17 protein-coding genes are annotated in these 12994 nt (G+C 54.8%); 7 read left to right on the forward strand and 10 right to left on the reverse strand.

The window, feature by feature from the left end:
* Positions 1–45: 45 nt before the first annotated feature.
* The 4 genes from nadC to M0D42_RS03855 all read right to left on the reverse strand — a co-directional run bounded on the left by nadC (position 46) and on the right by M0D42_RS03855 (position 4726).
* On the reverse strand, positions 46–894 hold the full coding sequence (gene nadC / locus M0D42_RS03840; RefSeq protein ID WP_265020286.1) for a carboxylating nicotinate-nucleotide diphosphorylase: 849 nt from the start codon (positions 892–894) through the stop codon (positions 46–48).
* A complete protein-coding gene (locus M0D42_RS03845) occupies positions 891–2453 on the reverse strand; it encodes an L-aspartate oxidase (RefSeq protein WP_265020287.1) in 1563 nt (520 codons plus the stop codon). The genes nadC and M0D42_RS03845 overlap by 4 nt, the downstream gene beginning before the upstream one ends.
* A 6-nt stretch (positions 2454–2459) precedes the next feature.
* Positions 2460–3509 (reverse strand): quinolinate synthase NadA, encoded by a 1050-nt coding sequence (gene nadA / locus M0D42_RS03850; RefSeq protein WP_265020288.1) that lies wholly within the window; start codon positions 3507–3509, stop codon positions 2460–2462.
* Positions 3510–3700: 191 nt separating this feature from the next.
* Positions 3701–4726, reverse strand: a complete 1026-nt coding sequence (locus tag M0D42_RS03855; RefSeq protein ID WP_265020289.1) for an AbrB family transcriptional regulator — start codon at positions 4724–4726, stop codon at positions 3701–3703.
* 183 nt (positions 4727–4909) lie between these two features.
* Here M0D42_RS03855 and M0D42_RS03860 point away from each other — a divergent pair, with 183 nt between their 5' ends.
* The 3 genes from M0D42_RS03860 to M0D42_RS03870 are packed head-to-tail and all read left to right on the forward strand — an operon-like array spanning position 4910 to position 6215.
* A complete protein-coding gene (locus M0D42_RS03860) occupies positions 4910–5293 on the forward strand; it encodes an NADH:ubiquinone oxidoreductase subunit NDUFA12 (protein ID WP_265020290.1) in 384 nt (127 codons plus the stop codon).
* Between the two features lie 14 nt (positions 5294–5307).
* Positions 5308–5754, forward strand: a complete 447-nt coding sequence (gene mlaD, locus M0D42_RS03865) for an outer membrane lipid asymmetry maintenance protein MlaD (protein WP_265020291.1) — start codon at positions 5308–5310, stop codon at positions 5752–5754.
* A complete protein-coding gene (locus tag M0D42_RS03870) occupies positions 5751–6215 on the forward strand; it encodes a DUF2155 domain-containing protein (RefSeq protein ID WP_265020292.1) in 465 nt (154 codons plus the stop codon). The genes mlaD and M0D42_RS03870 overlap by 4 nt, the downstream gene beginning before the upstream one ends.
* Here M0D42_RS03870 and aat read toward each other — a convergent pair.
* The 4 genes from aat to M0D42_RS03890 all read right to left on the reverse strand — a co-directional run bounded on the left by aat (position 6161) and on the right by M0D42_RS03890 (position 9370).
* The gene (gene aat / locus M0D42_RS03875; RefSeq protein ID WP_265020293.1) at positions 6161–6799 is read right to left on the reverse strand and encodes a leucyl/phenylalanyl-tRNA--protein transferase; all 639 of its coding nucleotides are present in this window, start codon (positions 6797–6799) and stop codon (positions 6161–6163) included. The two genes, M0D42_RS03870 and aat, sit on opposite strands and share 55 nt — an antisense overlap.
* 21 nt (positions 6800–6820) lie before the next feature.
* On the reverse strand, positions 6821–8167 hold the full coding sequence (gene accC / locus M0D42_RS03880) for an acetyl-CoA carboxylase biotin carboxylase subunit (protein ID WP_265020294.1): 1347 nt from the start codon (positions 8165–8167) through the stop codon (positions 6821–6823).
* A gap of 9 nt (positions 8168–8176) precedes the next feature.
* A complete protein-coding gene (gene accB, locus M0D42_RS03885) occupies positions 8177–8683 on the reverse strand; it encodes an acetyl-CoA carboxylase biotin carboxyl carrier protein (protein WP_265020295.1) in 507 nt (168 codons plus the stop codon).
* Between the two features lie 150 nt (positions 8684–8833).
* Positions 8834–9370 (reverse strand): LuxR C-terminal-related transcriptional regulator, encoded by a 537-nt coding sequence (locus M0D42_RS03890; RefSeq protein WP_265021091.1) that lies wholly within the window; start codon positions 9368–9370, stop codon positions 8834–8836.
* Positions 9371–9510: 140 nt separating this feature from the next.
* Between M0D42_RS03890 and M0D42_RS03895 the strand changes: the two genes are divergently transcribed.
* Positions 9511–10119 (forward strand): M23 family metallopeptidase, encoded by a 609-nt coding sequence (locus M0D42_RS03895; protein WP_265020296.1) that lies wholly within the window; start codon positions 9511–9513, stop codon positions 10117–10119.
* A gap of 53 nt (positions 10120–10172) precedes the next feature.
* Here the strand turns inward: M0D42_RS03895 and M0D42_RS03900 are convergent, their stop codons facing one another.
* Together M0D42_RS03900 and M0D42_RS03905 are read right to left on the reverse strand one after the other, a co-directional pair.
* On the reverse strand, positions 10173–10799 hold the full coding sequence (locus tag M0D42_RS03900) for a 3-oxoacid CoA-transferase subunit B (RefSeq protein ID WP_265020297.1): 627 nt from the start codon (positions 10797–10799) through the stop codon (positions 10173–10175).
* A gap of 2 nt (positions 10800–10801) precedes the next feature.
* Positions 10802–11506: a CoA transferase subunit A gene (locus M0D42_RS03905; protein WP_265020298.1), complete on the reverse strand. Its 705-nt coding sequence runs from the start codon at positions 11504–11506 to the stop codon at positions 10802–10804.
* Positions 11507–11729: 223 nt separating this feature from the next.
* Here M0D42_RS03905 and M0D42_RS03910 point away from each other — a divergent pair, with 223 nt between their 5' ends.
* The 3 genes from M0D42_RS03910 (at position 11730) to M0D42_RS03920 (ending at position 12977) form a co-directional block, all read left to right on the forward strand.
* Positions 11730–12224 carry an RNA polymerase sigma factor gene (locus tag M0D42_RS03910; RefSeq protein ID WP_265020299.1) on the forward strand — a complete coding sequence of 165 codons (495 nt, stop codon included), beginning with the start codon at positions 11730–11732 and terminating at the stop codon, positions 12222–12224.
* A complete protein-coding gene (locus M0D42_RS03915) occupies positions 12214–12591 on the forward strand; it encodes a DUF6768 family protein (protein WP_265020300.1) in 378 nt (125 codons plus the stop codon). The genes M0D42_RS03910 and M0D42_RS03915 overlap by 11 nt, the downstream gene beginning before the upstream one ends.
* Positions 12592–12692: 101 nt before the next feature.
* Positions 12693–12977 carry an I78 family peptidase inhibitor gene (locus M0D42_RS03920; RefSeq protein ID WP_265020301.1) on the forward strand — a complete coding sequence of 95 codons (285 nt, stop codon included), beginning with the start codon at positions 12693–12695 and terminating at the stop codon, positions 12975–12977.
* Positions 12978–12994: the final 17 nt, after the last annotated feature.

Raw genomic sequence — 12994 nt, forward strand, 5'->3', positions numbered from 1 at the left:
GTCACTTTGGGCTCTAAGCAGACGTCGGGCAGTTTTGAAACCGCCTTAAAAATCCAACCCCAAATCCACAGTCCGCGCTGAGTGGGTAAGAGCGCCAGACGAAATGTAATCCACCCCAGTCGCGGAAATCGATGCGATCCGGTCCAGCTTCACATTGCCCGACGCTTCAGTCACCATCCGCCCATCCACCATCTGCACCGCTTCGCGCAGCGTGTCGTTGTCCATATTGTCCAAGAGCACCACAGACGCTCCACCAACCTCAAGCACCTCTTTGAGCTGCTCCAAGGTATCGACTTCGATCTCAACCGTCATCATATGGCTCGCGGCGGCCTTTGTGGCCTCCAGCACCTGACGCACACCTCCGGCGGCGGCGATGTGGTTGTCCTTGATCAGGATCGCATCAGACAGCGAATAGCGGTGATTGTGCCCGCCGCCATGCAGCACGGCGAGTTTCTCGACGAGGCGCATGTTTGGTGTCGTCTTGCGGGTACAGGTCACGCGGGTTTTGGTGCCTTCGGTTTCAGCCACAAAACCTGCAGTTTTGGTTGCGATGCCGGTCAGGCGGCCTGCGTAGTTCAGGGCCACGCGTTCGCCAGACAGGATCGAGGAGGCCTTGCCGCTGATCTCCATCAGCGTGTCGCCCTTTTTGCAGGGCTGCCCGTCTGCGATCAGAGTTGTCACCTTCAGCTCCGGGTCAACCAGACGGAAGGCCAATGCCGCGACCTGCATGCCGGACACAACCGCGTCTTCGCGTGCGTTGATGCGTGCGTTGTAAGTGGTGTCTGCTGGGATCACGGCGCGGGTGGTCACGTCGCCATAGCTGCCGAGGTCTTCCATCAGCGCGTTGCGCACCATCGGTTCCAGGATCAGGTCGGGGACGGTCGCAAAGCTCATGTCAGGTCCTCAGCAAGGGAGTCTCGAAGCGCGCGGGCCTCGGCAAATGTCATCATGGAGCGGGTGGCTTGCCCCGGCAAGGTCTCTGGGAAATCAGAGCGTTCATGCGCGCCGCGGCTTTCTTCACGCAGGAGGGCAGTGGCGGCAATCAAAGTCGCTGTTGCGCACATATTCTGGAAGCTTGGCGACGGATCGCGGGCTTCCAGTGAAGCAATGTTGAAAAGCGCCTGTTTCAGACCATCCGCATTGCGGACAACGCCAACTTTGTCGGTCATGGTCTGCCGTAGCGCCGCGATGCCTTGAGCATCCGGCGGGAAACCGGTGCCATCAAAGGTCAGATCAACCTCTGGCGCGTCGTGCAGGTTGGTTTTCGCGGCGATGCCATCGGCACAAATACGTGCATAAACAAGGGCTTCGAGCAGGCCGTTCGACGCCAGCCGGTTTGCACCATGCAGACCTGTTGATGAGGCTTCACCGCAAACCCAGAGGTTCTCTAGAGACGCGCGGCCTTCCTTGTCGGTCGCTATACCGCCCATATGGTAATGCGCGGCAGGGGCCACCGGGATCGTCTCTTTTGCTGGATCAATGCCGTTGCGGTCGCAATATTCTGCAACCGACGGGAAGTTCGTTTTGATCTCTTCGCCAAGTGCTTCTCGGGTGTCGAGCATGGGGCGCTTGCCTGCCTGATGCTGGGCAAAGATCGCACGGGCAACCACGTCGCGTGGCGCAAGTTCGGCATCGGGATGAACGGATTGCATAAAGCGCTCGCCGTCCTTGTTGATCAGAACAGCCCCTTCACCGCGCAGGGCTTCGGTGGCCAGCGGGGCAGGGTCTTCGCCCACGTCCATGGCCGTTGGGTGGAACTGCACAAACTCCGCATCAGCAATCTTGGCACCGGCGCGTGCGGCCATGCCAATCACCTGACCGCGAATGCGCGGCGGGTTGGTCGTGATCGCATAGAGACCGCCAGAGCCGCCACCAGCCAGCAAATAGGCAGAGCCGCGCAGCATGATGGGTTCAGAGCGGCTCTCGTCGCTTTCCTGAATGGCAACACCTGTGACGGCACCGTCGGTGACGTCCAGCTCAACTGCCATTGTTCCTTCCAGCACTTGGATCGAAGGCGTCTGACGGGCCTGGTCGATAAGAGCGGCCATGATTTCGGCCCCGGCCTGATCGCCTTTCACCCGCACGACGCGTGCAAAACTATGGGCGGCCTCGCGGCTGAGGACGTATTTGCCGTCTTCAGTCCGGTCAAAGGGCGTGCCGAGCTTTGTCAGATCAAGAATATGCTCGCGCGCTTCCTGTGTGACCAGGTTGGCAACGTCAGCGTCCACGGTGCCAGCTCCTGCGTTCAGCGTGTCATCCGCGTGGTTTTCGGGGCTGTCGCTTTCGTCCATCGCAGCAGCCACACCGCCTTGCGCCCAAGCAGAACTCGCGCCTTTCCCAAGCGGTTCAGGAGAGATCACCACAACCGGCCGCGGTGCAAGTTTCAGGGCCGCATAAAGCGCGCCCATCCCTGCGCCGACAATGACGATCCGGTCGGTTGTGATCTCTTGCATGGCTGCTTAGAGGCCCAGCTTTTTCGACAGGTCAATCATGGCCTGTACAGACTGGCGCGCCTTTTCGGCGACCGCTTCGTCCACTTCGACCTGATTTTCCATGGTGTGCAGCACATAGAGGATTTTCTCGAGCGAGATTTTCTTCATGTAGGGGCACATGTTGCAGGGCTTCGCGAAGTCCACTTCTGGCAGCTCATCTGCAATATTAGCGGCCATGGAGCATTCGGTGATCAACATCGCCTTCTTAGGCTTGTTGTCATGCACCCATTTGATGATGCCGCTTGTGGAGCCGGTGAAGTCAGATTCAGCCACAACCGCCGGGGTGCATTCCGGGTGGGCGATGATTTTGACCTCTGGGTCGAGCTCGCGATAGGCGCGCATGTCTTCTGCAGTGTAAAGCTCGTGCACGATGCAGGAACCTTCCCAGAAGACGACTTTTTTCTTGGATTGGTTCGCGACGTTCTGCGCCAGATATTGGTCCGGCGTCATGATCACAGTGTCGCTTTCCATCGCGTCTACGATCTGAACCGCATTGGAAGATGTACAGCAGATATCCGAGGCAGCTTTCACCTCCGCTGTTGTGTTCACATAGGACACAACCGGCGCACCCGGGTATTTGGCGCGCATCTCTTCGATACCCTCCGCAGTGATCGATTCCGCCAGGGAACAACCCGCATCCATATCTGGCATCAGAACGGTTTTCTGTGGGCTCAGGATTTTGGAGGTTTCAGCCATAAAGTGAACGCCAGCCTGAACGATCACATCCGCGTCCACTTTGCCCGCTTGCATCGCCAGCTGCAGGCTGTCGCCCACAAAGTCGCTCACACCGTGGAAAATCTCTGGCGTCATGTAGTTGTGACCCAGGATCACAGCATTGCGTTTGGCTTTCAGTTCTTCGATGGCTTTCACATAGGGCGCATAGATCGCCCAGTCAGCAGGGGACACAACGCGGTCCATCTTGCTATAAACATCCTGCATCGAAGCCGCCAAGTCGGGGTTCGGGGCAAGGTCATATTGGTCGGAAAGTGTCGAGCGCACATTGGTAAGATCGAGCAACGGTCTGTTCCCTGGTCAGCTGCGTTAGGGCGGATTTACACGCCTGTTACAATATAGGCCAGCAAAATAGGGGGATGAGGGGGAAGATCGGAAGGAATTTCCCGGATTTGGTCAAGAAAAGTGATCAAAATTTCTGATTGGATACAGATTTTTTTGCCATCGGGTCAAAAAACTCCTGTGTTCAGAGACTGTTAGCGCCTGAACCAACGGAACAGAATTGGCGCGAAACTCACGATCATGACGATTCTCAGGATATGGTGCAAAACAACATAAGTCAGGTCCGCGCCAGCGATAATCGCGATCACAACCATCTCTGATTGTCCGCCGGGCAAGAAGGCAAGAAATGCATTCAGCCCCGGTGCGATGCCCAGGATTACGACAAATTCGATGAAGATCGCAGAGACCATCGCGAGCAAGACACCATTGAGGATGCCAGCCAGAACATAGCGTTTGAACTCCTGCCAAGTGAGGCCAACGTATTTTGACCCAACGCCAATTGCGATGAAGAATTGGCTGGCCCAGATCATCTCGGCAGGTGGGCGTTGTGTAATAACTCCGCTCAGCGACAGGATTGTTGTCAGGAGCATTGGGCCAATGATCGTGGCGCCTAGCAGTTTCAGCTTTGCAGCCAGCCACCAACCGCAAAGGCCGGCAAATATCATGAGAGCAATTTGCATCGGTGGTGTATCGGTCGCGGCAGAGCCCGGACGGGCGAGCAGGTCAACCTCCCAGATATGAGAAATCACCAAAGGAGCGATGCCGATAATCAACAGAACTCGTGTTGCGTGGATCAGGCTAAGAGCGCGCACATTGCCACCTGCAGCTTCTCCGAAGACCAAAAGGTCTTGCAGGCCACCGGGCATGGCACCGTAATAGGCTGTGACTTTGTCCAGCTTGAACGCGTGCCTCAGCAACGGAAAAGTCACCAGCGCCGTGATTGCAATGAAAACTGGGACGAGTGCCAAAGACAATCCCATCCGCGGAATCGAGGCAATCACCTCTGGCGTGATCGAAGAGCCAATCGCTACACCGAGCACCGTGCGAAATCCAAAGTTAAGCCATTTGTGCATTTGCAGTTCGACACCCAATAGGGCGGTGATCAAACAAAGGACAAGAGGCCCCATCAAAAAGGGCAGGGGCAGACCAAGATACCAGAACAAAAAGACGCCAAGGGCACCAATCGAATAGGTTTTTAGCTGGATCAACAGGTCCGACATGGGCGTCCTTTCTTCCCTGTCTTCGATCAATTTCCGACACAGGTAAAGTGAAACAGCCCGTATTTGAGGCGTGTTTCGCAGAGGAGAACAGCGGTTTGATGCAAGGGCTGACCTCAAGCGTAGCGGAGGCTGGACCTTTGGCATCGAATGGGGCATAGAGAAGTGGAATTTGCGGAGGCATCCATGGGCATTCTCAACACTCTTTTGCGTGCAGTCACCTGGTGGAACGGGCAAACCCTGAACACTCAAATCTATACATGGCGCAAGGGCGAGAAGGTTGGCGAAGACGACCAGGGCAATGCCTACTTCCGCAACAAAGACGATAGCAAACGCTGGGTGATTTATAACGGCGAAGCCGAAGCAAGCCGGATCGGCGCTGATTGGCACGGCTGGCTACACCGCACCTTTGACGAAGTCCCTACTGATAAACCTTTGAAAAAGAAATCCTGGGAAAAGCCGCATCAGGAAAACTTGACCGGCACAGCCTTGGCCTACGCACCCGCAGGGTCCATCCGCTCTGGCACTCCAGTAGAGCGGTCTGACTACGAAGCCTGGTCCCCGGAATAAACAGCAGAAAACTGATGGCAGCTCAAAACACTGAAATCGCAGTCGGTGGTGTCGTTCTTGCGGCAGCGCTGGGATTTGCAATCTATATGGGTCAGGCGAGCGGCTTTGCTGCTCGGTCTGATGGCTATGATCTGACAGCCTCCTTCCGGTCGATTGAAGGCGTGACAGTTGGCACCGATGTACGTCTGGCTGGAGTGAAAATCGGTACCGTCACCGGTATTGATCTGAACCCAGAGACCTTCCGGGCGGATGCGCGTTTAACGGTGCAGGATAATATCATACTTCCAGATGACACTGCCGTTGTGATTTCATCCGAAGGCCTTTTGGGAGGTAATTTCGTGGAAATCCTGCCCGGTGGTTCGCCTTTCAATCTGGAAGAGGGCGATGAGATCGAGGATACGCAGGGTGCTGTCAGTCTGATCTCACTTTTGCTGAAATTTGTATCGGGTAGCGGCGAATGAAGTGGCTTGGCGCTATAGCATTTGCGCTCTGTGCCTCTGCTGCTGGCGCCCAGGAGATTGTTATCGAAGAACTCGATGGGCTCGAAGATGGGATCACATTGCGTCAAACGCCGATCTTTGAGGAAATCGTGGAAGAAGTCCGCGCTGTTCCCGGAACCGGCGCAATCCTGCGTGGCCTTGATAAGATGAGCGGGCAGGTCGAGGACTTCGAACTGCAAAATGGCTATAGCATTGGCTTTGGCAACCTGCGGGTCGACCTTGCTGAGTGCCGCCATCCTGATGATAATCCCACCGGCGAAGCCTATGCGTTTCTCACTATTTTTGATGGTCCAGCGGTGGGAGACCCGGCGTTTCAAGGGTGGATGATTGCATCCTCCCCAGCGCTCAGCGCCATGGATCATGCCCGCTATGACGTCTGGGTTCTGCGCTGCACCACGGACGCCGCAGAAGGCACCGAATAGGCCTCGATATCTGCTGATTTGATCACCGCCTTCGCCAGGCGGTCGTGATAGTCGTCACGCGACAGTTCTTCCGCGCCAAGAGACTGCAAATGTGGTGTTAAAAATTGCGTGTCAAAAAGCTTAAAACCACATTGATCAAGATGGGTGGTCAGATAGGCCAAGGCGATCTTGCTGGCATCTCTGGCGTGGGAAAACATGCTTTCACCAAAGAATGCAGCGCCGAGCGTCACGCCGTATACGCCTCCAATTAGGTTGCCATCTTCTGACCAGACCTCAATTGAATGCGCCTGAGATTTGTTGTGTAAGGCTATGTAAAGACTTCTGATTTCCGTGTTGATCCAGGTATCATCACGATCAGCGCAACCATCTAAGACCCCTTCAAAATCTTTATTCAGGGTCACTGAAAACCCGCCCTGACGAATGCGTTTCGCAAGGCTGCGTGAGATATGAAAATCTTGGATGGGAAGAACGCCGCGACGTTTGGGATCGACCCAGAATATCTCTGGGTCGTTCCGATGTTCTGACATGGGAAAGACGCCCATGGCATAGGCGCGCATTAACATTTCGGGTGTGATAGTTCCCATATTATCGCGCGCCCAAAGGCATCACTCGTATGTGGCCTCCAGCCATTTTTCCAACCAGTGAATATTGTATTCGCCAGTATGGATGTCTTCTTCTTCCAGCAATTGGTGGAAGAGAGGTACGGTGGTGTCGATACCATCGATGATCAGCTCACCCAAAGCACGGTGCAGACGTGCCAAGGCCTCTGTGCGATCACGCCCATGCACAATCAGCTTGCCAATCAAGCTGTCGTAGTAGGGTGGGATGGAGTAGCCGTCATAAAGCGCGGAATCCATACGCACACCCAGACCGCCAGGCGCGTGGAACTGTGTGATCTTGCCGGGGCAAGGCGCAAAGTTTGGTAGGCGTTCTGCATTCAGACGGACCTCAATCGAGTGGCCGTTGATTTCCAGATCATCCTGACCAAAGGACATGTCCATGCCAGATGCAACACGGATTTGCTCGCGCACGAGGTCCACACCAAAGATCGACTCGGTCACAGGGTGTTCCACTTGCAGACGTGTGTTCATCTCAATGAAGTAGAACTCGCCGTTCTCGTAAAGGAACTCGATAGTACCAGCGCCGATGTAGTTGATTTTGGCAACCGCATCCGCACAGATCTTACCAATGCTTGCACGCTCTTCAGGAGAGATACATGGGCCCGGAGCTTCTTCGAAAACCTTTTGGTGGCGACGCTGCAGAGAGCAATCGCGTTCACCCAGATGCACAGCTTTTCCTTTGCCGTCACCGAAGACTTGGATTTCGATATGGCGCGGCGTGGTCAGGTACTTCTCGATATAGACTTCGTCGTTGCCGAAGGCCGCTTTACCCTCTGCACGCGCGGTCATGAAGGCCGATTCCATGTCAGCAGCGGTTTGCGCCACTTTCATACCGCGACCACCACCACCAGCTGTGGCTTTGATGATCACCGGATAGCCAATCTCTTCGCCGATCTTCTTGGCTGCCGCGAGATCCGGCACGCCACCGTCAGAGCCCGGAACGCATGGTACGCCCAGATCTTTCATGGTGTCTTTCGCTGTGATCTTGTCACCCATGACGCGGATGTGTTCTGCTGTCGGGCCGATGAAGGTCAGGTCGTGATCTTCGACGATCTGAACGAACTTTGCATTCTCAGAAAGGAAGCCATAGCCCGGGTGGATCGCCTGCGCGCCGGTGATTTCACAGGCGGCAATGATCGAGGCCATATTCAGGTAGCTGTCTGTGCCCGGTGCGGGACCGATGCAGACCGCTTCGTCGGCCATGCGCACGTGCATCGCATCGGCATCTGCAGTGGAGTGCACTGCGACCGATTTAATGCCCATCTCGCGGCAGGCCCGGATCACACGAAGTGCGATCTCGCCACGGTTGGCAATTAGGATTTTGTCAAACATACGAAGGCCTTACTCGATGATGACCAGAGGTGCGCCGTATTCGATGGTGTCACCATCTGCGACCAGGATGCGCTTCACAGTGCCGGATTTTGGCGCCGGGATATGGTTCATGGTTTTCATCGCTTCAACGATCAGCAATGTGTCGCCTTCAGAAACCGATGCGCCCACAGAGATGAACGACGGCGCGCCCGGCTCTGCCTGAAGGTAAACCGTACCAACCATCGGGGAAGTCACCGCACCCGGATGGCTTGCTGGGTCATCGTTAGACGCTGCTGGCGCGGCTGCTGGAGCTACTGCAGGCGCTGCTGCCGGTGCAGGTGCTGCGGCAACCGGTGCCGCTACTGGCGCGGCGACGGCTGCGGCTACAACCTCTTTCTGACGGCTGACACGCACGTTGATGCTGTCGTCTTCGCCGTATTCGCGCATGACTTCGATTTCGGTCAATTCGTTGGACTGCAACAGCTCTGCCAGAGCCTGGATAAAGGCGACGTCAGAGTCGGTGGTTTTTTTGCTCATGTTTGTCCTCTGCCGCGCGATGCCGCGCGAAATGTGTTTGTTTCCCCTAATGGACGCTTATAGGCCATATTTTCAGCGAGGAAAAGCAGGGCTTGACCCGTGAAATGACCCGATTTTGACTCGGCTAGGGGGAATTATACTGAAGAAGTCTCAAAGTGGCATTCCTGAGAGCTTTGCAACCAATTCTGCCAGCTTCCGCGCTCCGAATTTCTTCAGCAATCTCGCGCGATATTCCTCGACGGTGCGATAACTGATCTCCAGTTCCAATCCAATTTCTTTGGAAGTCATACCCCTACATGTCAGGATTGCGATTTCACGCTCGCGTTGGGTCAGGGAGACGACTGGGCGTTCGTCAGAAAGATCGGCGAAGGTCCAAACCCCACAATGAAACGGATTGTCGGGGCTTAAGGATTTTCCGCGAACACGACACCAAAATAGGCTGCCATCCTTGCGTTTCATTATGCGTTCATCGTGATAGGAACCTTGCTCTTCCATGGCGGTTTTCACTTTTTCGCCCATGGTTTCAAAGTCTTCGCGTGAAGCGTAAAATTCTGCGATGCTCTGTCCCCGGCATTCGTCGACCGTTTTCCCAAACATTTCCGCAAACGCGTCATTTGGTGTGCGCACGATGCGGTCTTCGAGCATGCAAATGCCAATGGGGGCGTGAGTAAAGGCAAGGTCTGAGATCGACATGGGCGCAAGAATGCACATGAATGAGGCATTGCCAAGAGGTGTTCGAGATTGAAGCAAATGCAATCGGTCGTTGACGAGGCCAGCTCGCTTACGCAGGGTAAGAAAAACTGTCGATAATGTGGGGATCAGGCGACATGATGCGCATTGCAATTTTATTGGCGGGGGCAATGACGGTTACAGGATGTCTTTCCGAGGAAAAAGCCTTCGGAAAGTCTGCGGGATACGGCCGCTCATATCATAGCCCTGTTCATGTTCACATTCCGCAGAATGCGCCGTCGATAACGCAACAGTTCCGCAAAGTTGAAGACAATGAACACTATGGATTGGATGTTCACGCTCCAATCGGAACACCCGTGATCGCTGCTGCCGGTGGGGAAGTGATCAAATCTTTCTGGGGACCGGCCTATGGTAACCAAATCGAAATATTGCACCCAGCTGATTCCTCTGGGAAGACCTCTCGCACTCGATATGTTCATCTTGAAAAGCGGATCGCAGAGGTCGGCGATCAAGTGGCGCGAGGAACCCAGATTGGGACACTTGGCATAACCGGTTTTTTGTCGAGTGGCTTCCCGCATCTTCATTTCGAAACGCTCTATCGAGGGACGAGCATTATTCATAGTGCAGAAGACCCGAACCTCTTCTGGGTCAACGGGGAAGGTAAGGTGACCTGTTTTGATCAAAGGCGCCATGCAGACCTAAGTTCAGAAAATTTCGTCCTGACTTATCCAGTGCCTTGTAAATAGACAAAAAAACCCGGCTCTGTGGCCGGGTTTTCATTTGATATCAAACGATTGGCTTAGTTGACGATGGTCGCCTCGGTTGCGGCGCGCAACTCGTCTTCGGTAACGCCTTCAGCCACTTCAACGATCTTCAGACCACCTTCGACTACATCGAGAACGCCGTAGTTTGTGATAATGCGATCCACAACGCCCTTACCGGTCAGCGGCAGAGTGCACTCTTTCAGCAGTTTGGACTGGCCATGCTTATTGGCGTGGTCCATCACAACAATCACACGGCCAACACCGGCCACTAGGTCCATCGCCCCGCCCATGCCTTTGACGAGCTTGCCCGGGATCATCCAGTTCGCGAGGTCGCCGTTTTCAGCCACTTCCATCGCGCCCAAAATCGCGGCCGCGATTTTACCGCCACGGATCATCGCAAAGGATTGCGCACTGTCAAAATAAGCGGTGCGGCGCAGCTCGGTGATAGTTTGCTTACCAGCGTTGATCAGGTCAGGGTCTTCATCTCCTTCAAACGGGAATGGGCCCATGCCCAGCATGCCGTTTTCAGATTGCAACGTGATGTCTTTGTCGCCCACATAGTTTGCCACCAGCGTCGGAATACCGATGCCGAGGTTCACATACATGCCATCTTCAAGTTCCTGAGCGGCACGTTCGGCCATTTGGTTACGATCCCAAGCCATGATTATGCCTCCTCACGTGGACGGGTGGTGCGCTGTTCGATGCGCTTTTCGTGCTCACCTTGAACGATGCGATGCACATAGATGCCCGGCAGGTGGATCGCGTCTGGGTCCAAGGAACCGACCGGGACGATCTCTTCCACTTCCAGAACGCAGACCTTACCGCAGGTCGCAGCTGGCACGTTGAAGTTTCGGGCAGTTTTGCGGAAGATCGCGTTGCCGGTTTCGTCCGCCTTCCACGCTTTGACGATGGCGAGGTCTGCAAAGATACCTTCTTCGAGGATGTAGTCTTTGCCGTTCCAAGATTTCACGTCTTTGCCTTCAGCAATCACGGTACCGACGCCAGTCTGGGTGTAAAAGCCCGGAATGCCCGCACCGCCTGCGCGCATACGCTCTGCCAATGTGCCTTGCGGGTTGAACTCCAGTTCCAACTCGCCAGACAAATACTGACGCATGAATTCGGCGTTTTCGCCCACATAAGATGACATCATCTTTTTGACCTGTTTGGTCTGCAGCAGAATGCCAATCCCAAAATCATCCACGCCCGCGTTATTAGACGCAAAGGTCAGATCCTTGGTGCCGGCCTCTTTGATCGCTTCTAGCAGCAGCTCTGGAATGCCGCATAGACCAAAGCCACCGGCGGCGATCAGCATGCCGTCTTCCAGAAGGCCATCCAGCGCTTCTGTCGCGTTTGCATAGACTTTTTGCATCGTCCTCTCCCTAAGAAATTCTCTTGAGCTTGGTATTGTTGAGGGGCAGGGGCAAGTCAACAACTACGGGTGTTTCCAGGTATTTCTACGGTTGCCCAAAAAAAGATGTATGATGGTGTGAACCTTTTGCCCTTAGGGGCGCACTTCTAAGTGCAAACAAAGGTAAGCGAGCATGGCTACAAAAGAGCGGGCGTTAGAGGAATTCCTGGTAGCAGGGGCTCGCATGCGTGATCCGGCGGCCATGTCCGATTTGGTGCGCCTGCGTGGGCCAAGGCTCTTGGTGCACGCCACACGCCTCTTAGGTAATCGTGACGAGGCGCAGGATGCAGTCCAGGACGCGTGGATCGAAATCTTTCGCAACCTCAAAGGGTTGCGCGTGGATGCAGCCTTTCCGGCTTGGGCTACTCGAATTGTCACTCGCCGTTGTGCGCGGATCATATCAGGCAATCAAAGAACCCGGAAGATCGCAGAGGAGTTGACCCCGATCACTGAGACGGAGGCCGAAACACCTTCGGATGATTTGAAACTCGTGCAAGACGCCATCGCCGAATTGCCACCACAACAGGCGGCGACGGTGGCGCTCTTTTACCTCGAAGATATGAGCCTAGCGGAGGTTTCCGTGGCTCTGGACGTGCCAATTGGCACTGTGAAATCAAGGCTTTCGCTGGCGCGAGAGCGGTTGAAAGCGCAATTGAAAGGAGCGTTTGATGACCAATAGAAATGACTTAGACAAGATGATTAAAGCGGCTCTGACGGGCCATGATCGTGAGATCCTGGACGGTACCGAAGAGCTCGGCTGGTTCGCACTGGGGTTGAAACAATTCACCGGGAAACTGGGCTGGGTGACATGGGTTCTGATGGTCGTACAGACCGCAATGTTCATCGCTGGAGCCTATTTGGGGATCAAGTTTCTCAACGCGACTGAACTGCTGCCCGCGGTGAAAAATGGGATCGGCTCTGCAGTTCTATTGTTGATGGCGACCCAGCTTAAGCTCAGCCTGATGCCGCAGATGCAGGCAGATCGGGTGATCCGTGAGGTCAAGCGCTTGCAGTTGATCATGGCCTCCCATCAAGACGGCCAATAGCGATGATGAAGGCTGCACAAATGCCCTTGCAATCGACCATATACTCATGGATCAATCGAGCCGGGCGGTACAATGCGCTCGGATTTTGAGGAGCATTCACATTGGTTCGCGTAGTTTCGATTTCAATGTTAGCGGTTTTGGCTGCGGCCTGCGTTCCACAGGAAGGTTATTCAGGTATCAACGATCGCGACACAGCCTATACTTGTGATGAAATCATCAAGCTTGATCTCATGGGGATGAACGCCGCTGATATTGATCCGGATCTACTGCCCGAGAAAACGCGGATCGTGAAACCCGGGATGATGGTGACGATGGATCACATCCCGACGCGGTTTAATCTGATTGTCGATGATGATGGCGCGATAACGCGCTGGTATTGCGGATAAAAAAGCCGGGCTAGAGG

The sequence above is a fragment of the Cognatishimia activa genome (assembly GCF_026016445.1).
Taxonomy (GTDB): domain Bacteria; phylum Pseudomonadota; class Alphaproteobacteria; order Rhodobacterales; family Rhodobacteraceae; genus Cognatishimia; species Cognatishimia activa_B.